At 68.8% G+C, this 26207-nt stretch carries 25 protein-coding genes and 1 tRNA gene; 12 read left to right on the plus strand and 14 right to left on the minus strand.

Annotation, left to right across the window (positions count from 1 at the left end; translation table 11 throughout):
• Positions 1-125 precede the first annotated feature (125 nt).
• Both MT490_RS00300 and MT490_RS00305 read left to right on the plus strand, forming a co-directional pair.
• Positions 126-818: a response regulator transcription factor gene (locus tag MT490_RS00300; protein ID WP_297383202.1), complete on the plus strand. Its 693-nt coding sequence runs from the start codon at positions 126-128 to the stop codon at positions 816-818.
• Positions 803-1951, plus strand: a complete 1149-nt coding sequence (locus MT490_RS00305) for an ATP-binding protein (protein ID WP_297383204.1) — start codon at positions 803-805, stop codon at positions 1949-1951. The genes MT490_RS00300 and MT490_RS00305 overlap by 16 nt, the downstream gene beginning before the upstream one ends.
• A 171-nt stretch (positions 1952-2122) precedes the next feature.
• Here the strand turns inward: MT490_RS00305 and MT490_RS00310 are convergent.
• Positions 2123-2213, minus strand: a tRNA-Ser gene (locus MT490_RS00310).
• A gap of 75 nt (positions 2214-2288) precedes the next feature.
• Between MT490_RS00310 and MT490_RS00315 the strand changes: the two genes are divergently transcribed.
• The gene (locus tag MT490_RS00315; protein WP_297383205.1) at positions 2289-3161 is read left to right on the plus strand and encodes a peptidylprolyl isomerase; all 873 of its coding nucleotides are present in this window, start codon (positions 2289-2291) and stop codon (positions 3159-3161) included.
• A gap of 1 nt (position 3162) precedes the next feature.
• On the opposite strand, the gene MT490_RS00320 is transcribed toward MT490_RS00315, so the two are convergent.
• The 4 genes from MT490_RS00320 to MT490_RS00335 are packed head-to-tail and all read right to left on the minus strand — an operon-like array spanning position 3163 to position 6650.
• A complete protein-coding gene (locus MT490_RS00320; protein WP_297383206.1) occupies positions 3163-3756 on the minus strand; it encodes an ABC-type transport auxiliary lipoprotein family protein in 594 nt (197 codons plus the stop codon).
• Positions 3757-3764: 8 nt separating this feature from the next.
• Positions 3765-4730: an MlaD family protein gene (locus MT490_RS00325; RefSeq protein ID WP_297383208.1), complete on the minus strand. Its 966-nt coding sequence runs from the start codon at positions 4728-4730 to the stop codon at positions 3765-3767.
• Between the two features lie 7 nt (positions 4731-4737).
• Positions 4738-5541, minus strand: a complete 804-nt coding sequence (locus MT490_RS00330) for an ABC transporter ATP-binding protein (protein ID WP_297383209.1) — start codon at positions 5539-5541, stop codon at positions 4738-4740.
• Complete coding sequence (locus MT490_RS00335; protein WP_297383210.1) at positions 5541-6650, minus strand: ABC transporter permease; 1110 nt, start codon at positions 6648-6650, stop codon at positions 5541-5543. The genes MT490_RS00330 and MT490_RS00335 overlap by 1 nt, the downstream gene beginning before the upstream one ends.
• A 76-nt stretch (positions 6651-6726) precedes the next feature.
• Between MT490_RS00335 and MT490_RS00340 the strand changes: the two genes are divergently transcribed.
• A complete protein-coding gene (locus MT490_RS00340) occupies positions 6727-7398 on the plus strand; it encodes an HAD-IB family hydrolase (protein WP_297383213.1) in 672 nt (223 codons plus the stop codon).
• 4 nt (positions 7399-7402) lie between these two features.
• Here the strand turns inward: MT490_RS00340 and MT490_RS00345 are convergent, their stop codons facing one another.
• The 3 genes from MT490_RS00345 to MT490_RS00355 form a co-directional block, all read right to left on the minus strand.
• The gene (locus tag MT490_RS00345; protein ID WP_297383215.1) at positions 7403-8608 is read right to left on the minus strand and encodes a DUF445 domain-containing protein; all 1206 of its coding nucleotides are present in this window, start codon (positions 8606-8608) and stop codon (positions 7403-7405) included.
• Positions 8609-8696: 88 nt separating this feature from the next.
• Positions 8697-11852 carry an efflux RND transporter permease subunit gene (locus tag MT490_RS00350; protein WP_297383216.1) on the minus strand — a complete coding sequence of 1052 codons (3156 nt, stop codon included), beginning with the start codon at positions 11850-11852 and terminating at the stop codon, positions 8697-8699.
• Between the two features lie 12 nt (positions 11853-11864).
• Positions 11865-13067 carry an efflux RND transporter periplasmic adaptor subunit gene (locus tag MT490_RS00355; RefSeq protein WP_297383217.1) on the minus strand — a complete coding sequence of 401 codons (1203 nt, stop codon included), beginning with the start codon at positions 13065-13067 and terminating at the stop codon, positions 11865-11867.
• Positions 13068-13298: 231 nt separating this feature from the next.
• Between MT490_RS00355 and MT490_RS00360 the strand changes: the two genes are divergently transcribed.
• A complete protein-coding gene (locus MT490_RS00360) occupies positions 13299-13559 on the plus strand; it encodes a GlsB/YeaQ/YmgE family stress response membrane protein (RefSeq protein ID WP_297383219.1) in 261 nt (86 codons plus the stop codon).
• An 82-nt stretch (positions 13560-13641) separates the two neighbouring features.
• The gene (locus MT490_RS00365; protein ID WP_297383221.1) at positions 13642-14361 is read left to right on the plus strand and encodes an SIMPL domain-containing protein; all 720 of its coding nucleotides are present in this window, start codon (positions 13642-13644) and stop codon (positions 14359-14361) included.
• 59 nt (positions 14362-14420) lie between these two features.
• Here the strand turns inward: MT490_RS00365 and MT490_RS00370 are convergent, their stop codons facing one another.
• The 3 genes from MT490_RS00370 to MT490_RS00380 all read right to left on the minus strand — a co-directional run bounded on the left by MT490_RS00370 (position 14421) and on the right by MT490_RS00380 (position 15524).
• Complete coding sequence (locus MT490_RS00370) at positions 14421-14675, minus strand: GlsB/YeaQ/YmgE family stress response membrane protein (RefSeq protein WP_297383656.1); 255 nt, start codon at positions 14673-14675, stop codon at positions 14421-14423.
• A gap of 206 nt (positions 14676-14881) precedes the next feature.
• Complete coding sequence (locus tag MT490_RS00375) at positions 14882-15181, minus strand: DUF1153 domain-containing protein (protein WP_297383223.1); 300 nt, start codon at positions 15179-15181, stop codon at positions 14882-14884.
• A 100-nt stretch (positions 15182-15281) separates the two neighbouring features.
• The gene (locus MT490_RS00380) at positions 15282-15524 is read right to left on the minus strand and encodes a hypothetical protein (RefSeq protein ID WP_297383224.1); all 243 of its coding nucleotides are present in this window, start codon (positions 15522-15524) and stop codon (positions 15282-15284) included.
• A 403-nt stretch (positions 15525-15927) separates the two neighbouring features.
• On the opposite strand from MT490_RS00380, the gene mnmA reads away from it, so the two are divergent.
• Positions 15928-17049: a tRNA 2-thiouridine(34) synthase MnmA gene (gene mnmA / locus MT490_RS00385; protein ID WP_297383225.1), complete on the plus strand. Its 1122-nt coding sequence runs from the start codon at positions 15928-15930 to the stop codon at positions 17047-17049.
• Positions 17050-17178: 129 nt separating this feature from the next.
• Here mnmA and MT490_RS00390 read toward each other — a convergent pair whose 3' ends face one another.
• Genes MT490_RS00390 through pdxH form a run of 3 tightly spaced genes read right to left on the minus strand, consistent with a single transcriptional unit; the run spans position 17179 to position 19485 of the window.
• Positions 17179-17988 (minus strand): PhzF family phenazine biosynthesis protein, encoded by an 810-nt coding sequence (locus MT490_RS00390; protein ID WP_297383227.1) that lies wholly within the window; start codon positions 17986-17988, stop codon positions 17179-17181.
• Positions 17985-18896, minus strand: a complete 912-nt coding sequence (locus MT490_RS00395) for a cation diffusion facilitator family transporter (RefSeq protein WP_297383228.1) — start codon at positions 18894-18896, stop codon at positions 17985-17987. Before MT490_RS00395 ends, MT490_RS00390 begins: the two co-directional genes overlap by 4 nt.
• A gap of 10 nt (positions 18897-18906) precedes the next feature.
• Positions 18907-19485 (minus strand): pyridoxamine 5'-phosphate oxidase, encoded by a 579-nt coding sequence (gene pdxH, locus MT490_RS00400; RefSeq protein WP_297383229.1) that lies wholly within the window; start codon positions 19483-19485, stop codon positions 18907-18909.
• Positions 19486-19580: 95 nt separating this feature from the next.
• Between pdxH and MT490_RS00405 the strand changes: the two genes are divergently transcribed.
• From MT490_RS00405 to MT490_RS00425, 5 genes are all read left to right on the plus strand, one after another.
• Positions 19581-20450: a Ku protein gene (locus MT490_RS00405; RefSeq protein ID WP_297383230.1), complete on the plus strand. Its 870-nt coding sequence runs from the start codon at positions 19581-19583 to the stop codon at positions 20448-20450.
• Between the two features lie 110 nt (positions 20451-20560).
• Complete coding sequence (gene ligD, locus MT490_RS00410; protein ID WP_297383232.1) at positions 20561-23044, plus strand: DNA ligase D; 2484 nt, start codon at positions 20561-20563, stop codon at positions 23042-23044.
• A gap of 64 nt (positions 23045-23108) precedes the next feature.
• Positions 23109-23363, plus strand: a complete 255-nt coding sequence (locus MT490_RS00415) for a type II toxin-antitoxin system ParD family antitoxin (RefSeq protein ID WP_297383234.1) — start codon at positions 23109-23111, stop codon at positions 23361-23363.
• A complete protein-coding gene (locus tag MT490_RS00420) occupies positions 23360-23659 on the plus strand; it encodes a type II toxin-antitoxin system RelE/ParE family toxin (protein WP_297383236.1) in 300 nt (99 codons plus the stop codon). The genes MT490_RS00415 and MT490_RS00420 overlap by 4 nt, the downstream gene beginning before the upstream one ends.
• A gap of 64 nt (positions 23660-23723) precedes the next feature.
• The gene (locus tag MT490_RS00425; protein ID WP_297383238.1) at positions 23724-26207 is read left to right on the plus strand and encodes a circularly permuted type 2 ATP-grasp protein; all 2484 of its coding nucleotides are present in this window, start codon (positions 23724-23726) and stop codon (positions 26205-26207) included.

A 26207-nucleotide genomic window follows, 5' to 3' on the forward strand; every position in this document is an offset into this window, starting at 1 on the left:
CCGGGATGGCCATGGACGGGGAAGCTCCTGGCGGAGGATGATCGAGGGCGATTGCACGATCGATGGAGGAATGATGGAGAGGCCCGTCCATCATTCCTCCATGATCCGGGCGCAAAGGGCGATGCGTGAGCGGCAAGATTCTGATCGTCGAGGATGAACGCGAGATCGCGGACCTGCTGGCAGCCTATGTCCGGCGTGCGGGTTTCGACGTGCAATTGGCCGGCGCGGTCGCCGACGGCCTGCGCCTCCACGCCCAGTGGCGGCCCGATTTGGTCCTGCTCGATATCGGGCTTCCGGACGGAGACGGACTGGAAATGCTGACCGCGATGCGGCGACGGGCCGAGACGCCGGTCATCATGGTCACGGCGGTCGACGACGACGTGACCAAGCTGTCGTCGCTCCGCGTCGGCGCCGACGACTATGTGATCAAGCCGTTCAATCCCAGCGAAGTTGTGGAGCGGATTCGCGCCGTGCTGCGGCGCGCACGCGGCTCGTCTGCGCGGCGGGTGCTGTCGATCGGTCCGCTCTCGATCGACCTGGACGCCCGTATCGTCACGTGCCGCGGACCGGCGGAAGCCGAGCGCCGGATCGCGCTGACGCCGACCGAATTCGAGATGCTCGCCCATATGGCGGGCCAGCCGCGTCGCGCCTTCTCGCGCCTCGAATTGCTCGAAGCGGCCGCCCCGGACAGCGAGGCGTTCGATCGCGTGGTCGACAGCCATGTGTCCAAGCTCAGGCAGAAGCTGCTGGCCGCGGGCTGCACGGACATGCTCGAGCCGGTGCGCGGCATGGGGTATCGGCTATGGTCGGAAAGCTGAACCGGCTCACCTTTCGCCTGGTCATGCTCACCCTGCTGGTGACGGGCATCACCATGGCCGTGGGGCTCGCCGCTTATTATGTGATCGTCTATTTCCAGCTGTCGCACGCGGTCCAGCAGATGCCGCCCGCCGCGCGCGCGGAGCTCCAGCATCTGATCGACACGCATCAGCGCGGATCGGACGCCTATTACCGGCTCTACAGCCGCTATGGCGGGAACGCCATCGACGTCCGCGACCTGGGCTTCATCAGCCTGATCGGGCTGATGTCGATGCTCGCCAGCGGCAGCGTGGCGATCGTCATGGCGCGACGGATCAGCCGCCCGATCATCGCGGTCGCCGCCGCCGCCGAACGCGTTTCCGCGGGCGACCGTTCGGCGCGCGCGGGCGACGAGGGCGCACCCGGCGAGACCGGCACGCTCGTCCGCAGCTTCAATCGCATGGCATCCGATATCGAGGCCTATGAGCGCGAACGGAAAGTGTTCACCGCGGGCATTGCCCATGAGCTGCGCACGCCCCTGACGATCCTGAAAGGGCGCCTTCACGGCCTTGCCGACGGAGTCATCCCGCCCGAGCCCGACGAGGCCGTCCGGCTGCTCCGCCAGGTCGACCAGCTCTCGCGCCTGGTGGAGGACCTGAGGACGCTCGCGCATGTGGATGCGGGCGAACTGGCTCTGGACATCGGGTCGGCGGACATCGCCGCGCTTGCCGATGCGGCGGTGGCCGATCTCGAGGTCGCGGCGCGCGCGCATGCCATTACCATCCGGCGAACCGGACCCCGTGTCGTCGCGCGCTGCGACCCGCTGCGCTTCACGCAGATCCTGACCAACCTGCTCACGAACGCGATCAAGCACGCACCGCCGGGAAGCACGATCCAGGTCGCCACCGCGCGAGAAGAGGGCTTCGCGCATGTCCGCGTGCAGGACGAAGGGGCCGGCTTCCTGCCGGAAGACGCCGCCAGGCTGTTCATCCCCTTCTGGCGGGCAGGCCTGGACCGGAAGCTGGGACATCCCGGCAGCGGCCTGGGCCTGGCGCTGGCCGCCAGGCTGGCCGAGGCGCAAGGGGGACGCATCGTCGCGGCGAACCGCACCGATCGCTCGGGCGCGCTGTTCTCGGTCTGCATGCCGCTCGGCTGACGGCGCAGGCGGTGCTTCCCGAGCATGGCGGCCAAATCGTTCCTGCCGACGCGCCATCGATGGTCAGGGGCGCAGACATCGCGCGACCGGCACGGCAGCCTTGCGGCGATCGTCGACCCGGTCCCACGTCATCCTAGATAGACAGCTGTCTTCGGGGCCGCGACGGGCCGATGGCGGAGCGGGAGGGATTCGAACCCTCGATACGCTTTTGGCGTATACTCACTTTCCAGGCGAGCGCCTTCGACCACTCGGCCACCGCTCCGCATACCCGGAAGGCGCGGCCCTAGCCCGTGCGCGCAGGCTAGGCAAGCGCGGGCGCGCGTGCCAGTCTCGGGCCATGCTCAAGCCCCTGCTCGCGCTTTCCGCGCTCGCCGCCGCCGTCCCCGCAACCGCCCAGACCGCTCCCGCCCCCTCGCCCGCCGATGCGGCGCCCGCCGACTGGCGGCCGATCCCCGACGACGAGCTGCTGGTGATGACCCTGCGCGGCGGGCACCAGGTCTTCATCCGCCTCGCCCCGCGCTACGCGCCCGCGCACGTCGCCAATATCCGCAAGCTCGCCGAGGCCCGTTGGTGGGACGGCACCAGCGTCTACCGCGTCCAGGACAATTACGTCACGCAATGGGGCGGCGGCGACGACAAGACCGTGCTCCCGCCGAGCGTGATCGAGAATCCGCCCGCCGAATATGAATGGCCGCGCTTCGACGGTGTCACCAGCTTCGCGCGGACCGATCCTTATGCCGCGAAGACCGGGCACAGCGCCGACGGCTGGCCGCTGGCGACCGACGGCAAGTCGAGCTGGCTCACCCATTGCTACGGCATGGTCGGCGTCGCGCGCGATCTCGCGCCCTCCACCGGCAGCGGCGCCGAGCTCTACACCGTGATCGGCCACGCCCCGCGCCACCTCGATCGCAACATCGCGCTGGTCGGCCGCGTGGTCGAGGGCATGCAATGGCTCTCCAGCCTGCCGCGCGGCGGCGGCAATCTCGGCGTCTACGAGACTCCGGACGAGCGGCTGCCGATCCTGTCGGTACGGCTCGCCAGCCAGCTTCCCGCGGACGAGCGCCCGCGCTTCGAATATCGCGCGACCGACAATGAGCGCTTCGCCGCGTGGCTCAAGGAGCGCGAGAACCGCAAGCCGCCCTTCTTCACCGTGCCCGCGGGCGGCGCCGACATCTGCAACGCCCAGGCGCCGATCCGCCGGGCGCCCTGAGCTACTTCCCCACCCACTCCGCGACTTGCGCCGCGACCTGGTTGGCCGCCTGGTTGAGCGCGGCGCCGACCGGCGCGGCCTCGATCACGGTCACCGGCACGCGCGCCTCGAAGCGGCGGCGCTCGACCACCGTCTCGGGCCCGCGGATCAGCGCGGCGTCGTAGGTCACCACCGCCTCCTTGGTCTCCTCCTCGATCCCGAAGCGGCGTAGCTCGCCCATCAGATAGGCGCCGGGATCGAGCATCGACTGGCGCGAGCTCAGCACCAGCCGCCCGGTATTGGCGGTGATCGTGTCGCCGAGCAGCCGCGCGAACAGTTGCGAGGGCCGCTCGACCCATTGCGCGTCCTTGACGAAGGCCACCGCCGTGCCGCCCGAATGCACCGGCACGCGCGACGCGGCGAGTTCCTGCGGCAGCGAGGGCACCGAGATGGTGATCGTCGCGGCGACGTTCGAGCGCTGCGATTCGCCGACCGGCAGCTCGACCGCAGGGCTGAGCGTCAGCAGCGCGCTCGGCGGCTTGCTTCCGAACGAGATGCAGCCGCTCAAGGGGGCCGCGAGCAGCGGCAGCGCGAGGAGCAGAGCGGGCTTCTTCATCATGGTCCTCACTTGCTGGGCTTATAGTCGGGCAGCTTGGGCGCGCCGATCAGGCTCGATGCCCCGCCCTGGTCGAGCTTCTCGGCGACCGAGGCGAGCGAGGTCGACATCACGCGCAGGTCCTGGACCAACTGGCCGATCTCGGGGATCGTCTTCTTCGACAGCGCCTGGAGCCCCGGCCGCGCGTCGCCGATCGTCGCGTCGAGCGTCTCCATGCTCTTGCGCGCCGAGCCGATCGTGCGGTTGAGGTTGGCGATCGTCGGGCGGATATCGTCGGCGAGCACGCCGTTGGTGGTGGTGGCGAGCTTGCCGAGCTCGTCGGTCGCCAGTCCGAACTTCTGGATGGCGAGCCGCGTCTCGGCCAGGGTCGCGGCGATCTCGGGCCCGCGATCGGCCAGCGCATCGGTCAGCCGGTTGGTGTTGGCGAGGATGCCCGCGATCGAATTCTGGTTCTTGTCGCCGAGCAGCTCCGAGAGGCGCTCGGTCAGCGTCGAGATCCGTTCGAGCAATTGCGGCGCCGAGCTGAGCAGCGCGCCGAGCCCGCCCTGCTTGGTCGGGATCACCGGCACGCCGAGCGGGCAGGCGGAACGCGGATTCTCCTCCGGGCAGACGATCGGCGGCGCGCCCTTGACCGCGCCGTCGAGCTGCACCGTGCTCGGCCCGGTGAAGCTTCCCTGGATCGAGGCGGTGGTGCCTTCGAGGATCGGCACGTCCTCGTTCACGCTGACGCGCACGCGGACGAGGCTGGGGTCGGGCTTCCAGAAGGCGATCTCCTTCACCTGCCCCGAAGGCACGCCCGAGAAGCTCACCGCCGAGCCGGGGTTGAGCCCGTCGACCGCCTGCTTGAAGAAGATGTCGTACTGGCGCTCGTTGCCGCCGCCCAGCCGCGCGAGCCAGACGATGAACAAGGCCAGCACCGCGAGCAGGATCAGCACCACCGCGCCGACGAGTACATGGTTCGATCGCGTTTCCATCAGAGCCTCATGTTCCCGCTTGCACCGGCTTGGCGCTGGCGACCGCGGCGCGGCCGCGCGGTCCCTTGAAATATTCCTCGATCCACGGGTGATCCAGCGCGAGCAGCTCGTCGATCGTGCCGACCGCGATCACCCGCCGATCGGCGAGCACCGCGACCCGGTCGCAGATCGCGTAGAGCGTATCCAGATCGTGGGTGATCAGGAACACCGTAAGCCCCAGGGTCTTCTGGAGCGAGGCGGTGAGCTCGTCGAACGCCGCGGCGCCGATCGGATCGAGCCCCGCGGTCGGCTCGTCCAGGAACAGCAGCTCCGGATCGAGCGCGAGCGCGCGGGCGAGGCCGGCGCGCTTCTTCATGCCGCCCGAAAGCTCGGCCGGGAATTTGGGCCCGGCATCGGGCGGAAGCCCGCTCATCACCACCTTGTACGCCGCGATCTCCTCGAGCAGCGCCTGGTCGAGCCCGGGATAGAATTCCTTGATCGGCACCTGGACGTTCTCGGACACGGTCAATGTCGAGAACAATGCGCCGCCCTGGAAGAGGATGCCCCAGCGCTTGCGGATATTGACCGCGTCGGTCTCCTCGCGGCCGATCGTGTTCTCGCCGAACACTTCGATGCTGCCTTCGATCGGCGTCTGCAGCCCGATGATCGAGCGCATCAGCACCGACTTGCCGGTGCCCGATCCGCCCACCACGCCGAGGATCTCGCCGCGGCGCACCTCGAGGTCGAGCCCCTCATGGACGATCTGCTCGCCGAACCCGTTCTTGAGGTCACGGACGCGGATGATCACGTCCTCCTGTTCGCGGCGCGCCATCATATCCAGCCCACCCCGCTGAAGAAGACGGCGAAGAAGGCGTCGAGCACGATCACCAGGAAGATCGCCTGGACGACCGCCACGGTGGTACGGCGCCCGACCTGCTCGGCATCGGCCTCGACCTGCATGCCCTGGAAGCAGCCGGCGATCGCGATGATGAAGCCGAACACGGGTGCCTTGACGAGCCCGACCCAGAGATCGGTGAGCGGCACGACCTCGCGGATGCGCTGGATGAAGGTCACCGGCGGGATGTCGAGGCTGATCCAGCAGAGCAGCCCGCCGCCGAAGATCGCGACCAGCGAGGCGTAGAAGCCGAGCAAAGGCATCATCAGCACCACCGCGAGCGTGCGCGGCACCACCAGGGCCTCCATCGGCGAGACGCCGATCGTGCGCATCGCGTCGATCTCTTCGGTGAGCTTCATCGTACCGATCTGCGCGGCAAAGGCCGATCCCGAGCGCCCCGCGACCATGATCGCGGTCATCAGCACGCCCAGTTCGCGCAAGGTGATGCGGCCGACCAGGTTGATCGTATAGACCTCGGCGCCGAACTGGCGGAGCTGGACCGCGCCCTGCTGTGCGATGACGATCCCGATCAGGAAGCTCATCAGCCCGATGATGCCGAGCGCGGAGACGCCGACGACCTCGAAGCGGTGGACGGTCGCGTTGAAGCGGAAGCGCTTCGGGTGCGTCGCGACGTTCCAGAAAGCGAGCAGGGTCGCGCCGAGAAAGCCGAGCAGGCCGTAGAGCGTGTGCGCCGCGGTGAAGATCGCCTCGCCGATCTCGCCCAGCATGCGCGTGAACGGATCGGCGGGCCGGCGCGGCAATGCGATCGGATGCTCGGCCGCGGCGACCTGGTCGAGCAGATGCCGCTCGTCGGCCTCCAGCCCCTCCACCGTCGAGCCGTGATCGCGGGCGAAGCGATGGACCAGCCAGGCGCCGACCGTGTCGATCCGCTCGACCGCGCTCAGGTCGAGCCGCGCCACCGGGCCCTCGATCGCGCCCAGCCGGTCGGGCAGGTCGCTGAGGCAGGCGAGCGACAAATTGCCGGTGAAGCGCAGCGTCGTACCGTCGCCTGCGTCGATTCGCTCGAAATCCGCGCTTCCCCTCATCGCGGCCACCTTTCGGCGATCCGCGCTGGAACGGCAAGGATTTGCTCTGCCGTGCGGGGGCGGCCTAGATGCGCCAATGGGGCACCTTGCGATCTACGACATGGACAAGACGATCACCGCGACGCCGACCTGGACGCGCTTCCTGGTCCACGCGGCGCGCACGCGGGCGCCGTGGCGGCTGGCGTTGATGCCGGCCGTCGGCATTGCGGGGCTCGGCTATCTGCTCAAATTGGTGGATCGCGCCGGGCTCAAGCAGATCGCGCAGCGGCTGCTGCTCGGGCATGCGCTGCGCTCCGCCGAGTTGGAGGCGGTCGCCGAGACGTTCGCCGAGGCCGAGGTCGCGAAGGGCGTGCTCCACGCCGCGCGCGAACGGATCGCGGCGGATCGCGCCGCGGGCTACCGGCTGGTGATGGCCACCGCCTCGCACGGCTATTATGCCGGTGCGATCGCCCGGCGGCTCGGTTTCGACGATGTGGTCGCCACGCAGGCGAAGCGCGATGGGCAAGGCCGTATTCTCTCCCTGATCGAAGGAGACAACTGTTACGGGCCCGTAAAGCTCCGCATGATCGAAAGCTGGATGGCCGGGGCCGGGCTCGCACGAGGCGATCTCCACGTCCGCGCCTATTCGGACCATGTCTCGGACGCGCCCCTGCTCGAATGGGCGGACGAGCCTTTCGCGGTGAACGCGCATGGGCCGCTCGCGGCGCTCGCCACGCGCAGGGGATGGCCGCTGCTCGACTGGCGCTGACGGCCTAAAGCAACGCATCCACCGCGTGGATCGCCACGCCGACCAGCCCGCCGACCAACGTCCCGTTGATCCGGATATATTGCAGGTCGCGCCCCACGGCGTTCTCGAGCCGCCCTGTCACCGTGCGCGCGTCCCAGCCGCGGATCGTGTCGGAGACCAGCCGGACGATCCCGTCGCCATAGTCCGAGGCCGCGCCCACCGCGGTGCGCCGCGCGAAGCGGTTGATCGTGTCGGCGAGCTTGCGGTCGGTCTGCAGCGTCTCGCCGAACTGCCTGAGCGCCTCGCCCACCTTGCCGGCCATCACGCGCTCGGGATCGCGCGCGACGCGGAGCAGGGCGGCGCGGCCCTGCTCCCACAGCCCCTCGATCCAGCGGTGGAAGGCCTGGTTGTCGAGCATTTCGGCCTTGAACGCCTCGACCTTGGCGCGCATCGCCGGATCGTGCTGCAGGTCGTGCGCGAGCCGCTCCAGCCCTTCCTCGGCCTTGGCGCGCAGCGGATGGGCCGGATCCTCGGCCATCTCGGTGATCAGTTTGTGCAGCCCGTCGATGATCTTGGTCGCGAGCGTCTCGTCGAGCCCGGTCCAGCGCATCACCGCGCCGGCGCGGGCATGGACCATCTCTCGGATCAGATGCTCGTTCGCCTCGAGCACGCGCGACGCCCAGCGGATCATCCCGTCGAGCAGGGGCAGGTGCCGGCCGTTGGCGATCGCCGCGGTGAGCGCCTGGCCGAACAGGGGCGCCACGTCGATCGCGCGCAGCCGCGCGGCGATGGCGCCCTTGGCCATGCCGCCGAGCCGCTCCTGGTCGAGCGATTCGAGAATGTCGGCGGCGAGCCGCGACGCGCCGCTGCCGATCCGGCCGCGGCCCATCGGCGGATTGGCCAGCCAGCGCCCGGCGGCCGCGGCGACGTTCAGCCGCTGCATCCGCCGCGCGACGACGCGGGGGATCAGGAAATTGTCGCGCAGGAACGCGGCAAGCGTCGCGGCGATGCGGTCCTTGTTGCGCGGGATGATCGCGGTGTGCGGGATGGGCAGGCGGAGCGGATGGCGGAACAGCGCCGTCACGGCGAACCAGTCCGCGAGCCCGCCGACCATCGCTGCCTCGGAAAAGGCGCGGACATAGCCGATCGCCGGGTGGAGATGCCCGAACTGGCGCGCGGCGAGGAAGATCGCCGCCATCAGCACGAGCAGGCCGGTCGCGACCAGCCGCATGCGTCGCAGCCCCGGCGGCACGGCCTCGGGCGAAAGGGGAGCGGGCGACCTGGTCACACGCTCCCCAATACCCGAACTGCGCCGAAGTTCACTCCGCCGGTTGCGGCTCGTCGTCCCCGGGCTTGTGGTCGATCGCGCCGCCGCCATGCGCCTGGCCGAGGACGCGGCTGCCGTCGTCGCCGGGCTTGTAGGTGAGCAGGCGCCGCGACAGCCGTGGCCCGAGCCAGCCTTCGAGGCCCACCGCGAGGCTGAACAGCGCCGGCACCATCACGAGCGTGAGGATGGTCGAGAGGATCAGGCCGCCGATGACGACCACGCCCATCGGCGCGCGCCACGACGAATCGCCGCTCAGCGAAAGCGCCGTCGGGATCATGCCCGCGACCATGGCGATGGTGGTCATCACGATCGGCTGGGCACGCTTGTGGCCGGCGTCGACGATCGCAGTGAACTTGTCGACGCCCTTGGCCATCTCCTCGAGCGCGAAGTCGACCAGCAGGATCGAGTTCTTCGCGACGATGCCGAACAGCATCAGGATGCCGATGAACACGGGGAGCGACAGCGGCATGCCCAACAGCATCAGCGCGATCAGGCCGCCGAGCGGGGCGTTGAGAAGCGACCCCATGTTGACCAGCGGCGAGACGAAGCGGCGATAGAGCAGCACCAGCACCGCGAAGACGAGGAAGATGCCCGAAGCCAGCGCGATGAAGAAGTTGTTGAGCATCTCCGCCTGCCACTTGGCCTGGCCGACGGTCATCTGACCGACGCCCTGCGGCAGGTTCTTCATGATCGGAAGCTCGTTGATCTTCTTCATCACTTCGTTGTTGACGAAGGGCTTGCCGGTCGCCGGGTCCATGGCGAGGTCGGCACCAACGACGAGGCGGCGCTGCAGGTTGAGCCGCTGGATGCGGGTCGGGCCGGCGCCGAAGCCGATATCGGCGACCACCGAGAGCGGCACCGATCCGCCATTCTGGGTCTGCACCGGCATGTTCTGGATCGTCGACAGCTTGGCGCGGGCGTCCTCGTCGATCGCCACCCGGATCGGGATCTGGCGGTCGGAAAGCGAGAATTTCGCACTGTTCTGGTCGATGTCGCCCAGCGTCGCGATACGGATCGCCTGGCTGAGCGCCGCAGTGGTCACGCCCAGATTGGCGGCGAGATCGAGCCGCGGACGGATCACGATCTCGGGACGGTTGAGGTCGCCCGCGATCCGCGGCGCCACCACTTCCTTCATGCCCTCCATCTGCTTGACCAGGGTATAGGCGGTCTGGTTGAGCAGCTCGGGATCCTCGCCGCCCAGCGTGATCGTCAGGTCGCGGCCCGACGAGCCCCAGCCGAACTGCGAGCGGAAGTTCACGCGCGCATCGGGGATCGCGATCAACTTGGGCGCAAGCCGCTTCTCGAACGCGGTGCTCGTCTCGTCGCGCTTCTCCTTGAGCTGCGCAGTGACGCGGCCGTTGCCGACGAAGCTGCGGCTGTAGATGTCGGTGACGATCGCTTCCTGGCGCAGGATGCCGGCGACCTGCGCGACGACGCGCTCGGTATCCGCCAGCGGCGTGCCCGGGACCATCTCGATCGTCGCGGTGACGCTGTCCTGGTCCTGCGCCGGCTGGAAGGTCATCGGCAAGCTGGCGAACATGAGCACCGTTGCCGCGAGCGAGAGCACATAGCCGAGCACCGCCGACCAGCGATGCCGCAGCGTCCAGCGCAGCAGGCCGGTGTACGCGTCCATGATCCGGCCCTCGCCATGGCTCGCATGGCCCTTGGCCTTGAGGAAATAGGCCGCGATCATCGGCGTCAGCAGGCGCGCGACCGCAAGGCTCATCAGCACCGCGGCGACGACGGTCAGGCCGAAATTCTTGAAGAACTGGCCCGAGATGCCCGGCATCAGGCCCACGGGGAGGAACACCGCGACGATCGCCATCGTCGTGGCGAGCACCGCGACGCCGATCTCGTCGGCCGCGTCGATCGCCGCCTGATAGGCCGATTTGCCCATGCGCATGTGCCGGACGATGTTCTCGATCTCGACGATCGCGTCGTCGACCAGCACGCCCGCCACCAGGCTGAGCGCGAGCAGGGTCATCTGGTTGAGCGTGAAGCCCAGCATGTCCATGAACCAGAAGCTGGGAATCGCCGAGAGCGGGATGGCGAGCGCGGAGATCAGCGTCGCGCGCCAGTCGCGCAGGAAGATGAACACGACGATGACGGCGAGCACGGCGCCCTCGATCATCGCCTCCATCGCGGTGTGATATTGCTGCTCGGCATATTTCGAGTTGTTGTTGAGCAGCTCGAACCGGACCTTGGGATTGCGCTCCTCGAGCTTCTTGAGCGCCTTGTCGGCCTCGTGGAACACCACCACGTCCGACGCGCCCTTGGCGCGCTTGATGTCGAACGAGATCACCTGGTGCCCGTTGAACTTCGCCATGCTGCGCTGCTCGGCATACGCGTCCTTGACGTTCGCGATGTCGGCCAGGCGCACGGTGCGCCCGCCGCCGGTCGAGATCTGCGTCTGGCCGAGGCGATAGGCGCTGTCGGCATTGCCGATCACGCGCACCGACTGCTCGAAGCCCGAGATCTCGGCGCGGCCGCCCGCGGCGTTGAGGTTGACCTGCCGGAGCTGCTGGTTGACCTGGCTCGCGGTGAGCCCGACCGACTGGAGCCGCGCGGGATCGAGGATGACGCGGATCTCGCGATCGACGCCGCCGTTGCGCTCGACCGCCGACATGCCCGAAATGGCGAGCAGTTCCTTGGCGACGCTGTTGTCGATGTACCAGCTGAGATCGGCCACCGTCATGTCGGTGGCGACGGCGGTGAAGCTCGCGATCTCGTTGTCGCTCGACGTGTCGACGCGGCCGATCTGCGGCTCGAGGATGCCGTCGGGCAAGTCGCCGCGGATCTGCTGGATCGCGCTGCGCACATCCTCCACCGCGCGGTCGATCGGCATGCCGATGTCGAGCTGGACGACGGTCTGGCTGCTGCCTTCCGAAACGGTCGAGTTGATCTCGTCGATGCCCTGCAGGCTGCGAACCGCCGATTCGACCTTCTGGGTGATCTGGTTCTCGAGCTCGCTCGGCGCCGCGCCGGGCTGGCTGATCGCGATCCACACGATCGGGAAGTCGATGTCAGGATCGTTGTTGACATCCATCCGGGCGAAGCTGACCAGCCCCGCGATCGTCAGCGCGATGAAGAGGACGATCGGCGGAACCGGATTGCGGATCGCCCAGGCCGAGATGTTCCGGAAGCTCATGGCAGTTCGCCCTTACTTCGACTTCTGAAGGTTCGGGATGACCTTCTGGCCGGGATTGAGGAAGGCGCCCGCGGTGAGCACCACGCGCTCGCTGCCATTCAGCCCGCTGGTGATCGCCACGCCCGCCTCCGAAACGTCGCCGGTGGTGACGCCGCGGCGCACCGCCTGGTCCTTGCCGTCGATGATATAGACGTAATTGCCTTCATTGTCGCTCTGCACCGCCGACTGGGGCAGGATCACCGCGGTCACCCCGCCCGCCACGATGCGCGCGCTGGCGAAGCCGCCCGGGCGCAGCGCCGGATCATAGTTGAGCGCGACGCGGGCGATTCCCTGGCGCGTCTGCGGATCGATCACCGGCGAGACCTGCCACACGTCGCCCTTGAAGACCTGGGTGGTGCCCGTCGGAGTCACCTCGGCGACAGCGCCGGGGCGGAGCCGCTGGAGATCGACTTCCGAAAGCTGGGTGCGCAACTCCATCTGCCCGCCCATCGCCATGCGGAACAGCACGCCCGATCCGCCGCTGACGATCTGGCCCGGCTCGACCTGGCGCGTCAGCACCAGCCCGGCCTCGGGCGCACGGATGTCGAGCCGACGGTTGCGCGCCTGCGTCTCGGCGAGCTGGGCCTGGGCCACGCGGACGCGCGCCAACGCCTGGTCGCGCGTCGCGGTCTTGCGGTCGATATCGGCCTTGGAGATGAAGCCGTTGGCGACTAGGCGCTGGGCACGGTCGAGCTCGGCCTGGGCGAGTCGGGCATCGGCCTGCGCCACGCGCACCGAGGCGGCGAGCGATTCGGCGGTCTGCGACTGGACGCTGCGATCGACCGTCGCGAGCACCTGGCCCTTGCCGACCCAGCTGCCCGGCTCGACGAGGACGCGGGTGACCACCCCGCCTTCGCCCACCACGCCGACGGGCATCTCGCGCCGCGCCGCGAGGCTGCCGGTGCCAGTGACGATCGTCTGCACCGACCGGCGGCCTGGCGCCGCGACGGTCACGGTCGGGATCTGCGACTGGCTCGCCGCCGCGGGGCCGCCCTTGCCGGCAGCGCCCTTGGGCTCCTCGGGCTGCGAGCCGCCCATCATGAAGAAGGCGACGGCGCCCAGCACGACGATCGCCGCGGCGACGATCCATATCCACCGCCGGCTCTTGCGCGTCGTTTCCTCGCCGGTGAACTCCAGCCGCTCCTGCCGTCCGAACATCCCTGCCTCATAGTTCATGTGCGAGCTTCCCGTCCGGCCGATGCGGCCGATGCCCCCTTGATCGCACTGTATTAGATGAATAAAGCACTGGCCACAAGAGCCGTTTCGCTTGGTGCGCGGGCAATGCCTGTTCCGGGCCCTTTTCGCAAGATCGGGGATCGTTTGTTCCAAGAAACGGTTGCAATGGCGGGCGCGCGGCGCGACGCTCGTTTCCGGACCCGGTGACCGGGCCGCAATGGGAGGGATCGCATGCCCCAGGGTATCCTCGGATGGCTTATCATCGGCCTCGTCGCCGGCGCGCTCGGCAAGCTGATCATGCCCGGTCGGGATCCGGGCGGGATCATCGTCACTATCCTCATCGGCATCGTCGGCGCTTTGGTTGCCTTCTACGTCACCCAATTGCTCGGCATTCAGGTGGGCGACAGCCGCCTGAAGGCCTATGCCGCCGCGACTGCGGGCGCCGTGGTCCTGCTCGCGGTCTATCGGATGATCCTGGTCCGCCGCATCTGAACGCAGGCCTTCGGCTTCGTTCAGCTTCGGTGCGCCCGGCATGCGGCAAGGCGTGCAGGACAGTCATTCCGGGAGAGTATCGATGATTCGCTTCGCTTTGTTCGCCACCGCCGCGGGGCTCACGCTGGCATCGCTATCGGCAACGGCGCAGGAAGTGCGGCCGGCGGTGCTGCCGGTCGATGGCACCCTGCTCGAGGTCACCGCCGAGGGCGCCAGCACGCGCACCCCCGATCTCGCGGTGATCCAGGCGGGCGTGGTCACCCAGGCGGCCAGCGCGGGCGATGCGATGCGCCAGAACAGCACGCGCATGGCGACCGTGCTCGCCGCGCTGCGCCGCGCGGGCGTGGCCGAGCGCGACATCCAGACCTCGAGCATCGCGCTCAGCCCACAATATCGCTACGCGCAGAACGAGCCGCCGGTGATCACCGGCTATCAGGCGTCGAACCAGGTCACGGTGCGCTTCCGCGACATCGCCAAGAGCGGCGCGATCCTCGATGCGCTGGTCAAGGAGGGCGCCAACAACATCTCAGGGCCCAATCTGACGATCGAAAAGCCGGAGGCCGCGCTGGACGAGGCCCGCACCGCCGCGGTCGCCACGGCGCGCGCGCGGGCCGAGCTCTATGCCAAGGCGGCCGGGCTGCGCGTCGATCGTATCCTGTCGATCTCCGAAGGCAGCGCAGTGCCTGCGCCGCCCCGGCCGATGATGATGGCGCGCATGGAAGCTGCGTCCGATGCGACGCAGGTCGTAGCTGGGGAAACCGAGCTGACGGTCTCGCTGTCGGTGCGCTTCGTGCTCAAGTAGCGCACACGAAAAAGGGGCCGCCCTCGCAGGCAGCCCCTTTTTCTGCTCGCCTCGTGTCTTTAGCGGATTGCGCCGCGGCGGACGAGGTTGACGATCGCCAGCAGGATGATCGCACCGACCAGCGATACCAGGAAGGTCATCGGGGTGATCGACGCGTTGTTGATCGAGCCGCCGAAGAGCAGGCCACCGATGAACGCGCCGACGATGCCGACGATGACGTTGAGGAAGATGCCCTGCTGGGCATCCGTACGCATGACGATGCTCGCCAGCCAGCCGACGACGCCGCCGATGACGAGCCAGACCAGAAGACCCACCATGGGATAGTTCCTCCATTGTTAGCCCGGCGGGCCGGGCGACAAAGAGAAAATCCGCAAGCGCTCATATTGGTTCCGTATCGATATTTCGATGCGGGCTTGGAACTTTCCCAGTTCGAGGCGATGCCGAAAAAGAAAACGGCCCGCCCCCGGGGTCCGGGAGCGGGCCGCTGGCCCGATGGGAGGGCTGTCCTGGTTTTTTTGGCCTAGTATTTCTGTTGGCGCTCGTAGAGCGAGCGATAATGCTGGATGCGCGTGACGCGCAGTCCGGGCATGCCCGAACGGTCGATCGCGCGCTGCCAGCCCGCGAATTCCTCGACGGTGAGGCCGTAACGCTCGCAGACTTCGTCCACGCTCAGCAGCCCGCCATTGACCGCGGCGACCACCTCGGCCTTCCGGCGCACCACCCAGCGGGTGGTGCTGGCGGGGGGCAGCGTCTCGAGCGTCAGCGGCTCGCCGAGCGGCCCGATCACCTTGGCAGGACGGATCTTCTGGTTCTCAATCATCTACTAGCCTCTTCGGGGCGGGGGGCCCCCGTTACTCACTTCAACGACCAATATGCCCGGCGCTTGAACAACGGCTAAAACGCCTAGGTAAACGCCCGATTCATTCCTCTTGCCAGCGCGTTAGCGCCCGTGCCGCGTCGCGGTGGAAAGCGCCGTGCGCGGGCGCGAGCAGCGCTTCCGCGGGCGCCGCCAGGGCCAGCCGCGTCTGCACGCACGCCGTGGGACTCGCCGCCTGGCGGGCCGCGACGCCGACCAGCAGCACCGCCAATTCGGTCGGCATGGCGGTGACCGCCACGTCGCGATCCAGTCTGGCGAAGCTCAAGTCCACGTATGCGAATCCCATCTCGACTGTCTTGGTCGACCGTCTTTAGCGATGCAGGGTGAAGGGGCCGTAAAGCCGATGGGAACGCTCGCTTAACCTGAGTTGCCAAGCCGTTGCCGTAAGGGTCTGTACCCCTTACCCGCAACGGCCGTGATCGCCCGGAGACGTGCGCTGGCAAGGAAGCTCGCGCAGCACGGGCTGGTGGCCCGTGCAAGCGGGCTGACGCAGTCCAGCGTGCGTCTCCGGGCGACCGCGAAGCGGCGGGCGGCTTTTGGCGCACAGCAGCGTCATTCGTCGGTCACGATGGCACCGCATCGCTCCCTCCTCATTCCTCCCTGTGCGCCAAAATCCGCTCCGTCACGGCCATTGCGGGTATTGGGTGCAGGCCCTAGCTCCGGACTGGATCGAAGCGGCACATGCGCCTATGTGCGCCCAGGTGATTCCCGTGGATTTCCAATTGCCGGGGCCGCTTTCGAAGCGGCGGATCGTCGTCGCCATGTCGGGCGGGGTCGATTCCTCGGTCGTGGCCGCGCTCGCCGCGCAGAGCGGCGCCGAGACGATCGGCGTGACGCTCCAGCTCTACGATCACGGCGAAGCGGTGGGCCGCGCGGGAAGCTGCTGCGCCGGGCGCGACATCCGCGACGCGCGCGCGGTGTGCGATCGGCTCGGCATCGCGCATTACGTCTTCGATCACGCCTCGAGCTTCCGCGAGACCGTGATCGACGACTTCGCCGACGAATATCTCGCCGGGCGCACGCCGATCCCGTGCGTCAAGTGCAACATGGGACCCAAGTTCACCGACCTGTTCGCGCTCGCGCGCGACCTCGGCGCCGATTGCCTCGCCACCGGCCATTATGTCCGCCGCGTCGAGGGCATGGCCGGGGCCGAGCTCCACCGCGCCGCCGATCCCGCGCGCGACCAGAGCTATTTCCTCTTCGCCACCACCCAGGCGCAGCTCGATTTCCTGCGCTTTCCGCTGGGCGGCATGCCCAAGCCGCAGGTGCGCGCGCTCGCCGCCGAACTCGGCCTCGGCGTCGCCGGCAAGCCCGACAGCCAGGACATCTGCTTCGTCCCCGACGGCGACTATGCCAGCCTGGTCAAGAAGCTGCGCCCCGATGCCGAGACGCAGGGCGACATCGTCGACGAGAACGGCCGCAAGCTCGGCGCGCACAAGGGGCTGATCCACTTCACCGTCGGCCAGCGCCGCGGGCTCGAGATCGGCGGCGCGCCGGAACCCTATTATGTGCTCCGCCTCGACGCCGCGACGCGCGAAGTGGTGGTCGGCCCCAAGAGCGCGCTCGCGGTCCGCGCAGCGCGGATCGAGAACATCAACTGGCTGGGCGGCGAGCATGCCGGGCCGATGACCGCCAAGGTGCGCTCGCTGGCGAAGCCGGTGCCGGCGCGGCTGGAGGGAGACCGCGTGGTCTTCGAGACCCCCGAATATGGCGTCGCGCCGGGGCAGGCGGCGGTGCTCTATGCCGGCGACCGCGTACTCGGCGGCGGCTGGATCGCCGAGACCGAGCGGGCGGAGTTGGTGGGGGCTTAACTCCCTCTCCCTTTGGGAGAGGGAGGGAGCCGACGAAGTCGGCGGAAGGGTGAGGGTGATAGCCGCTCACCCTCACCCTTCCCACCGCTTCGCGGCGGGCCCCTTCCCTCTCCCAAGGGGAGAGGGAATTTACAGCCTGAATTCCCCCTCGATCACCGTCGCGCACTTGCCCGCCAGGATCACCCGCTCGCCATCGAGTTCGCAGCCGACATGCCCGCCGCGCCGGCTCGCCTGGAACGCCGTGAACTGCCGCCGCCCCAACCGCTCCGCCCAATAGGGCACCAGCACCGAATGCGCCGAGCCCGTCACCGGATCCTCGTCGATCCCCGCCGCGGGCGCGAAGACGCGGCTGATCACGTCGGAGCCTGCGGCCCCCGAGCCGGGGGTGCCCGGCGCGGTGACGATGTTGAGCGTATCGCCGATCGCGGCCAGCGCGCGGAAGTCCGGGGTGAGCGCCAGCACCGCCTCGGCGCTCTCCAGCACGACCAGGTCATAGCCGCGCGGGTGGCGTAGCGTCTCGGCTTGCGCCACGCCGAGCGCCTCGATCAGCCCGGGCACAATCTGCGGCTCGGGCGGATAGGCCGGCAGCGCCATCAGATAGCCTTCGCCGTGCCGCGCCACTTCGAGCACTCCCGATCGGCGCGTCCGGAAGCGGACGAGGTCGCGATCCTGCTCGCGATCGAGGATATAGTGCCCGCTCGCCAGCGTCGCGTGCCCGCACAGCGCCACCTCGACCGTGGGAGTGAACCAGCGCAATTCATAGTCCGCCTCGCCGCTCGCGTCGGAGACGAGGAACGCGGTCTCGGACAGGTTGTTCTCCTCGGCGATCACTTGGAGCGTCGCATCGTCGAGCCAGGCGTCGAGCGGGATCACCGCCGCCGGGTTGCCGGTGAAGGGCCGGTCGGCGAAGGCGTCGATCTGGGCGAAGGGGAGTTTCATCGCGTCTCCTTGAGCAAATCGGTCTCGGCGAGCGGGTTGCCGGGCTCGTCGACCTGGCCCTCGGGGTCGACATGGATCAGGATCTCGGTGCCGGGAAAGGCCGCGCCCAGTTCGGCCTCGAGCTTCTCGACCACCGCGTGCGCCGCGGCGACGGTCATCCCCGGGTCCATCCAGATGTGGAACTGGACGAAGTCGCGCGTGCCGCTGGTGCGGGTGCGCAGGTCATGCAGCCCGATCAGTTCGGGATGGCGCGCGGCGACCTCGACGAAGCGGCGGCGCTTCTCCTCGGGCCATTCCTTGTCCATCAACTGGCCGATCGCGTCGACCGAGGCGCGCCACGCGCCGAACAGCAGCCACAGTCCGATCGCGAGCCCGAACACCGCGTCGGCGCCCGCGATGCCGGCATAGCTTTCCAGCGCCAATGCAGCGATCACCGCGCCGTTGAGGAACAGGTCCGATTCGTAGTGGATCCGGTCGGTCCCGATCGCGAGCGAGCCGGTGCGGCGGACCACCGATCGCTGGTAGCGCGTCAACGCCAAGGTCACCAGGATCGCGACCAGCGAGACCGCAATGCCATATTCGGGCTCGACGCTCGCCTGGCGCTCCATCAGCCGCTGCGACGCGCGCAGCAGGATCGCGGAGGCCGATACGGCGATGACCGCCACCTGGAACAGGGCCGCCAGCGCCTCGGCCTTGCCGTGCCCGAAGCGATGCTTGTCGTCCGCCGGCTGCGATGCCCAGTGCACGCCGGCCAGAGTCACCAGCGACGCGACGAGATCGAGCACGCTGTCGGCCAGGCTGGCGAGCACCGCGACCGAACCCGTCCGCCACGCCGCCCAGGCCTTGAGCCCGCCGAGCAGCATCGCGCACGCGACGCTCGCCAGCGCGGCCCGCCGCGCCAGGTTCACGGCCGGAGCTTCATGGGTACAGCAACCCTTCGCGCCAGCCGTCGCCGGTGTGGACGAACAGGCGGCGCTCGTGCAGCCGGTGCGCGCGGTCCTGCCAGAATTCGATTGCGGACGGCGCGACGCGATAGCCGCCCCAGTGCGGCGGCCGCGGCACCGCGCCGCCCTCGAATCGCGCCCGCGCCTCCTCGTAGCGCGCCTCGAAGGTCGCGCGCGCATCGAGCGGGCGCGATTGCTCCGAAGCCCAGGCGCCGAGCTGCGAATCGCGGCTGCGGCTGGCGAAATAGGCGTCGCTCTCGGCGTCGCTCACATGGGTCACCGCGCCTTCGATCCGGATCTGCCGGCGGAGCGACTTCCAGTGGAACAGCAAGGCCGCCTTGGGCACCGCCGCCAGTTCGTCCGCCTTGCGGCTCTCGCGATTGGTGTAGAAGACGAAGCCGTCGGGCCCATACCCCTTGAGCAGCACCATCCGCACCGAAGGCTGGCCGTCCGCATCCACCGTCGCCAGCGCCATCGCGTTGGAATCGTTGAGCTCCCTCGCCCGCGCCTCGGCGTACCAGGTGTCGAACAACGCGAAGGGATCGGTGATCATGGTGCATGCCTCCTACGCCGACACCAAAAGGGTGTCGAGGAACGGACTCCCCCTTTTGGGAATTGAATCGGCCTCGCAATGAGGAGTTTCACGCAATGGCCGCGCGCGCCTATTGGCAGGGACAGATACGGTTGGCGCTCGTGTCGATCCCGGTCGAGATCTATTCGGCGACCAAATCGGGCGCGCAGATCAGCTTCCACCAGATCCACGAGCCCAGCGGCAAGCGGATCAAGTACGAGAAGGTCGCCCCCGGCGTCGGCCCGGTCGATGTGGACGAGATCGTCAAGGGCTTCGAGTACGAGAAGGGCCAGTACGTCCTGCTCGAGCAGGACGAGATCGACGCGGTGAAGCTCGAATCGAAGAAGACGCTCGAGCTCACCCAGTTCGTCGACGCCGACGAGATCGACGTGCTCTATTACGAGAAGCCCTATTTCGTCGTCCCCGCCGACGATCTCGCCGAGGAAGCGTTCATCGTGCTGCGCGAGGCGTTGAGGCGCACGCGGAAGGTCGGGCTCGGTCAGCTCGCGCTCCGGGGCCGCGAATATGTGGTGAGCCTCAAGCCCTGCGGCCGCGGCATGGTGCTCGAGACGTTGCGCTACGCCGACGAGGTCAACAAGGCGCAGGGCTATTTCCGCGACATCCCCGATGCCGCCCCCGATCCCGAACTGCTCGGCCTGGCGGAGACGCTGATCGACAAGAAGGTCGCCAGGTTCGACCCCAAGGTGTTCCACGACCGCTATGTGGACGCGCTCAAGGACCTGATCGAGCGCAAGAAGAAGGCCAAGGGCAGGAAGATCATCGAGGACAAGGACGAAGGCGCGCCGAGCCGCGGCTCGAACGTCGTCGACCTGATGGCGGCGCTCAAGAAGTCGCTCGAGAAGCCCGAGGCCAAGTCGAGCGCGGCGGTGAAGACCAGGCCGGCCAAGGCCCCGGCGAAGAAGGCGCCGGCGAGGAAACGGGCGTGATCCCATCAACCGTCACCCCCGCGAAAGCGGGGGCCCATCTCGCGAAGCGTGCCGTGCGCGGATCGGGTGGGAGATGGGTCCCCGCTTTCGCGGGGATGACGGAGTAGAAAATGGCTGCCAAGACCAACCCCCTCGCCAAATACAACGCCAAGCGCGACTTCGCGCGGACCGCCGAGCCCGCGGGCAAGGTAGCGCGCACCGGCGGCAATCGTTTCATGGTCCAGAAGCACGATGCGAGCCGGCTCCACTGGGATTTCCGCCTGGAGGTGGACGGCGTGCTCAAGAGCTGGGCGGTCACCCGCGGCCCCAGCCTCGATCCCGACGAGAAGCGCCTCGCGGTGCGCACCGAGGATCACCCGCTCTCCTACGCCGATTTCGAAGGCACGATCCCCAAGGGCCAATATGGCGGCGGCACGGTGATGCTGTGGGACGACGGCGTGTGGGCGCCGGTCGAGGGCAAGAGCGCGAAGGATCTCGAAAAGGGCCATCTCCATTTCCGCCTGGAAGGCGAGCGGATGCACGGCGAATGGCTGCTCATCCGCCTCGAGCCGCGGAGCAAGGAGAAGAGCGAGAACTGGCTGCTCCGGAAGATCGACGACGCCTATGCCGGCGCGACCGACGCGCTGGTCGAGACCGGCCTCACCAGCATCAAGACCGGAAGGACGATGCAGGAGATCGCCGAGGGGAAGAAGGCTACCGCGTCATCCCGGCGAAAGCCGGGACCTCAGGCGACGAGCCGTACGCCCGCGGCCCGAGGTCCCGGCTTTCGCCGGGATGACGGAAAATTGCCCCCCTTCCGGCCGCCCCAGCTCGCCACGCTGGTCGACACCGTCCCCGCCGGCAACCAGTGGCTCCACGAGGTCAAATATGACGGCTATCGCGCGCTGATCGCCACGGGCGCCGGCGGCCCGAAGATCTACACCCGCACCGGGCTCGACTGGACCGACAGATTCCCCGGCATCGCCGAGGCCGCCGAGGCGCTGCCCGGCCCCGTGCTGATCGACGGCGAAATCGTCGCGTACAAGAACGGCAAGCCCGATTTCTCGACGCTCCAGGAAGCGATCGCGGCGGGCGGCGAGGGGCTCGTCTTCTTCGCCTTCGACCTGCTCGCCGATCGCGGCGAGGACATCGCCAAGCTCCCCCAGCTCGCCCGCAAGGAACGCCTGCGCGCTCTCCTTGCGGGCAGCGATGAACGCATCCTCTTCTCCGAGCATATCGTCGGCGCGGGCGAGAAACTGTTCGAGACGATGTGCCGCGAGGGCTATGAGGGGATCGTCTCCAAGCGCGCCGACGCCCCCTATCGCGGCGCGCGCACCAAGGCCTGGCTCAAGGTCAAGTGCATCCACCGCCAGGAGTTCGTGATCGTCGGCTGGACGCCGAGCAGCGCCAAGGGCCGCGGCTTCCGCTCACTCCTGCTGGCGGTCAACGGCCCCGAGGGGCTCGTTTATGCCGGTAAGGTGGGGACCGGCTTCGACCAGCGGACGCTCCATGAATTGCGCGAGCGCTTCGACGCGATCCCGGCAAAGGAGGCGCCCGTGAAGGTGCCGAGGGCCGAGGCACGCGGCGCGAAGTGGCTGAAGCCGCAACTGGTCGCCGAGATCGCCTTCACCGAGTTCACTGCCGAGAATGTCGTGCGGCACGCCAGCTTCCTCGGCCTGCGCGAGGACAAGAACTCCAAGGACGTCGTCGTCGAGACGCCCGCTCCGCTTCCCGAAACGCCCGCCATGGCGCCCTCGGACGTCAGAATCAGCAACCGCGACCGCGTGATCTACCCCGAGGCCGGCCTCACCAAGGGCCAGCTCGCCGATTATTACGCCGCGGTCGCGCCGATTGCGTTGCGCTGGCTCGCCGGCCGCCCGATCAGCCTCGTCCGCTGCCCGCAGGGGCGCGCCAGGCATTGCTTCTTCCAGAAGCACGACGCCGGCAGCTTCGGCGCGCATGTCCACCATGTCGACGTCCGCGAGAAGGACGGGTCGATCGAGCCCTATCTCTATGTCGACGATCTCGACGGCATGCTGGCCTGCGTCCAGATGGGCACGATCGAGTTCCACGGCTGGGGCAGCCTCGTCGCCGATATCGAGAAGCCCGACCGGCTCGTCTTCGATCTCGATCCCGACGAGGGCCTCGACTTCATTATGGTCAAGAAGGCGGCGGCCGACCTCAAGGACCATCTCGCCGATATCGGCCTCACCAGCTGGCCGATGCTGTCGGGCGGCAAGGGCGTGCACGTAGTGGTGCCGCTGATCCCCCAGGCCGAATGGCCCGCGGTGCGCAGCTTCGCCGAGCGCTTCGCCCGCGCGCTCGCCCAGGCCGAGCCCGACCGCTTCACCGCCAACCTCAAGAAGCTCGACCGCAAGGGCAAGATCTTCATCGACTATCTGCGCAACCAGCGCGGCGCGACCGCAGTGCTCCCTTATGTCGCCCGCGCGCGCGAGAACGCGCCGGTCGCCGCACCCATCAGCTGGAGCGAGCTGCGCGACCTGGATTCGGCCAGGCTCTACACCATCCGCGACGCCGCCACTTTGCTCGAACGCGCCACCGGCCGGGCGTTGCAGGGCTGGGGAGAGGCGCAACAGGCGCTGCCGGATCTGTAGGCGCGGCAGTCTTTTGCCACTTCGTCTCCGGTGCTATATGATAAAATCATATTGGGAGACGCGCATGGCGGCGAAAGCAGTGACCGTGACATTGGGCGACATGACCGAACAGGCCGAGCGGCATCTCGCCTCGGGCCGGTTCGCGTCGATGAGCGAGCTCGTCCGCGCCGGACTGCGCGCGCTCGACCGCGAGGAAGCCGCGCTGGACACGCTGCTGCGCGCGCGGGTTGCCGAGGCGCTGGCGGACGAACGCCCCGCCGTGCCCATGGTGGACGCCTTCGCGGCGATACGCGCGGCGGTCGCCGAGCCGAAGGCGTGACGCATGCCGTCCTGCTGTCGCCGCTCGCGGTGCAGGACCTGATCGCGCTCCACCAATGGATCACGGGAGAGGCAGGTCGCGCGATCGCGGACGGCTATCTCGATCGGATCGAACGGAAAATGGCCGGCCTCGCGCAATTCCCATTGCGCGGCACTCCGCGCGACGATCTCGCGCCGGGCGTGCGCACGCTCGTGTTCGAGCGAAAGGTGCTCATCGCCTATCGCGTCGAGGCCGCGGTGACCGTGCTTCGCGTGATCAGCGGCCAGCGCGAGCTCGCACCGCTGCTGGGGCAATAGCCCCACTCCCGTATTGCCTCGCAACGGGCTTTCGCCCATCACGCCGCTCTCGGAGGAAGCGCAATTGGCCAGTCGCGCCGCGACATCGTTGTTCGACGCCGCGACGATCGCGGATCGCTGGATCGCCGACTATCGCGCGCATGTCCCGCCCAGCGACGTGCTGTGCGCCGCCGGCCACGATCCGGCCTGGTCTGCGCTGTTCGAGGAACTCGCCGCGCTTTCCGGGGAGGATCTCGCGCCTGCCCGCGAGCGTGCCCAGCGCCATGCCGAGGATATCGGCACCGGCTTTCGCATCGCCGGCGAGGGCGACGAACGCCGCTGGCCGCTCTCGCCGGTCCCGCTGCTGATCGACAAGGCCGAGTGGGAGGGCATCGCCGCCGGCGTGGCCCAGCGCGCGGGGCTGCTCGAAAAGGTGCTGCAGGACCTGTACGGCGAAGCGAAGCTCGTCGCCGACGGCCATGTCCCCGCGGCGCTGGTGACCGGCAGCCCGTTCTTCCTCCGCCCGCTGACGCACCTCACCCCGCCGGGCGGGCACCATCTCCAGTTCGTCGCCGCCGATCTCTGCCGCGGCCCCTCGGGCGAGTGGCGCGTGCTCGCCGACCATCTCCGCGCGCCGGCGGGCGCGGGCTATGCGCTCGAGAACCGGCTGGCGATGGCGCGCACGCTGGGCGAGCTCCCGGCGCGGCTCAACATCGAGCGCCATGCGCCCTTCTTCGGCGCCTTCCGCGAGGGCCTGGCCGCGGCGTGCCGGCGCGCCGAGCCGCGCATCGCCCTGCTCACTCCCGGCCGCCTCAACCCCAGCTATGCCGAGCAGGCGCATCTTGCGCGCTATCTCGGCTTCCTGCTCGTCGAAGGCGCCGATCTCGCCGCGCTCGACGACCGCCTCTATGTCCGCACCATCGCCGGGCTGAAGCGCGTCGATGCGCTCTGGCATAGGCTCGACCCACGGCTGCTCGATCCGCTCGCGCTCGATTCGCATTCGACGATCGGCGTTCCCGGCGTGATCGACGCGATGGCGGCGGGCAATGTCCTGGTCGCCAACGCCCCCGGCGCCGGGCTGCTCGAGGCGCCCGTCTTCGCCGCCTTCCTGCCGCGCCTGGCCGAGATCCTCACCGGCGAGACGCTGCGGCTTCCCAACATCGCGACCTGGTGGTGCGGGCAGGATGCCGAACGCGCGCACGTCGCGGCCAATCTCGATTCGCTGCTGATATCGCCTGCCTTCGGCGCCGCGCCGCTGGGGCTTCCCGAGGGCCGCGCCGCGCTCGGCGCCGCGCTGGGCCCGGCGGAGCGCGCCGCCCTGCTCGACGACATGACGCGCCGGCCGCAGGATTATGTCGGCCAGGAGATCGTCCAACTCTCGACCATGCCGGCCCTGGCGGGAGACGCGCTCGCGCCGCGCCCCTTCACGCTTCGGGTATTCGCCGCGCGCGGCGCGAACGGCGAATGGACCGTGCTGCCCGGCGGCTTCGCGCGAATCGGCGAGCATCCCGATCCGCGCGCCGCGGTGATGGGCGAGGGCATGTGGTCCGCCGATGTCTGCGTGCACGGCCCCGATCCGGTCGCGCCGGTTACCTTGCTGCCGTCGGACGACGCCGTCCAGCTGCGGCGCAATCCGGGCACCCTGCCGAGCCGCGTCGCCGACAATCTCTTCTGGCTCGGCCGCTATCTCGAGCGCGGCGAGTCGCTGCTCGGGCTGGTCCGCGTGCTGCTCGGCCATTCGATCGGTGCGGATACCGGCGCGGCTTTGCCCCCCGACACGGTCGCCGGCCTCGCCCGGCTGGTGGTGCAGTTCGGAGCGGCGCCCGAGCCCAAGGGCCTCAAGCGCGCCGACCTGACCCAGCTCGCCCGCACCGCGCTCGAGGACGAGGAGGGCTGGTACAGCGTCCGCGCGATCAATCGCCAGGCGCAGTCGATCGGCCAGGTCTCGCGCGAGCGGCTCTCGGCCGACATGATCCGCCTGCTCGACGCGCCCTTCCCGCAGCGTGGCGTGCTACTCGACAAGGCGGGCTCGCTCCAGCGCCGCTATTCGGCGCTCAACGGGCTGGCGAGCGAGCATATGACGCGCACCGACGCGTGGCGCTTCCACGATCTCGGCCGCCGGATCGAGCGCGCGCTGGGCGCCATCCGCGCCATCCGCGCGTTCGGCGGCTCCGCGGCCACCGCGGACGATCTCTCGACCCTGCTCGACCTGATGGACAACCAGATCAGCTATCGCCAGCGTTACCTCACCGGCATGGCGCGCATTCCCGTGCTCGACCTGGTGACGCTCGATCCCAACAATCCCCGCGCCCTGGCCTACCAGGTCGCGGCGATTTCGACGCATCTCAACAAATTGCCCATGCTTTCCGACGACGGCCTCGCCGAGCCCCAGCAGGAACAGGCGCGCGAGATCGCGGCGCTGCTCGTCACCACCAACGCGACGCGGCTGAGCGACGCGCTGCTCGCCGATATCGAGGCGCGCCTCACGCGGCTTTCCGGTGCGATCGCAAGGCGCTATTTCCTCCAGGGCGCCGAGCCGCTGCGCGCCGCCGGCCTCGTGCTGGCCTGA

Source organism: Sphingomonas sp., assembly GCF_026460985.1.
Lineage (GTDB): Bacteria > Pseudomonadota > Alphaproteobacteria > Sphingomonadales > Sphingomonadaceae > Sphingomonas.

Bases quoted from the DNA above. Each gene is read 5' to 3' on its own strand.
- MT490_RS00305 (WP_297383204.1), top strand. From the start codon at position 803: ATGGTCGGAAAGCTGAACCGGCTCACCTTTCGCCTGGTCATGCTCACC.
- MT490_RS00315 (WP_297383205.1), top strand. From the start codon at position 2,289: ATGCTCAAGCCCCTGCTCGCGCTTTCCGCGCTCGCCGCCGCCGTCCCC.
- MT490_RS00320 (WP_297383206.1), bottom strand. From the start codon at position 3,756: ATGAAGAAGCCCGCTCTGCTCCTCGCGCTGCCGCTGCTCGCGGCCCCC.
- MT490_RS00325 (WP_297383208.1), bottom strand. From the start codon at position 4,730: ATGGAAACGCGATCGAACCATGTACTCGTCGGCGCGGTGGTGCTGATC.
- MT490_RS00330 (WP_297383209.1), bottom strand. From the start codon at position 5,541: ATGGCGCGCCGCGAACAGGAGGACGTGATCATCCGCGTCCGTGACCTC.
- MT490_RS00335 (WP_297383210.1), bottom strand. From the start codon at position 6,650: ATGAGGGGAAGCGCGGATTTCGAGCGAATCGACGCAGGCGACGGTACG.
- MT490_RS00340 (WP_297383213.1), top strand. From the start codon at position 6,727: ATGGGGCACCTTGCGATCTACGACATGGACAAGACGATCACCGCGACG.
- MT490_RS00345 (WP_297383215.1), bottom strand. From the start codon at position 8,608: ATGCGGCTGGTCGCGACCGGCCTGCTCGTGCTGATGGCGGCGATCTTC.
- MT490_RS00350 (WP_297383216.1), bottom strand. From the start codon at position 11,852: ATGAGCTTCCGGAACATCTCGGCCTGGGCGATCCGCAATCCGGTTCCG.
- MT490_RS00355 (WP_297383217.1), bottom strand. From the start codon at position 13,067: ATGAACTATGAGGCAGGGATGTTCGGACGGCAGGAGCGGCTGGAGTTC.
- MT490_RS00360 (WP_297383219.1), top strand. From the start codon at position 13,299: ATGCCCCAGGGTATCCTCGGATGGCTTATCATCGGCCTCGTCGCCGGC.
- MT490_RS00365 (WP_297383221.1), top strand. From the start codon at position 13,642: ATGATTCGCTTCGCTTTGTTCGCCACCGCCGCGGGGCTCACGCTGGCA.
- MT490_RS00375 (WP_297383223.1), bottom strand. From the start codon at position 15,181: ATGATTGAGAACCAGAAGATCCGTCCTGCCAAGGTGATCGGGCCGCTC.
- MT490_RS00380 (WP_297383224.1), bottom strand. From the start codon at position 15,524: ATGGGATTCGCATACGTGGACTTGAGCTTCGCCAGACTGGATCGCGAC.
- mnmA (WP_297383225.1), top strand. From the start codon at position 15,928: ATGTGCGCCCAGGTGATTCCCGTGGATTTCCAATTGCCGGGGCCGCTT.
- MT490_RS00390 (WP_297383227.1), bottom strand. From the start codon at position 17,988: ATGAAACTCCCCTTCGCCCAGATCGACGCCTTCGCCGACCGGCCCTTC.
- pdxH (WP_297383229.1), bottom strand. From the start codon at position 19,485: ATGATCACCGATCCCTTCGCGTTGTTCGACACCTGGTACGCCGAGGCG.
- MT490_RS00405 (WP_297383230.1), top strand. From the start codon at position 19,581: ATGGCCGCGCGCGCCTATTGGCAGGGACAGATACGGTTGGCGCTCGTG.
- ligD (WP_297383232.1), top strand. From the start codon at position 20,561: ATGGCTGCCAAGACCAACCCCCTCGCCAAATACAACGCCAAGCGCGAC.
- MT490_RS00415 (WP_297383234.1), top strand. From the start codon at position 23,109: ATGGCGGCGAAAGCAGTGACCGTGACATTGGGCGACATGACCGAACAG.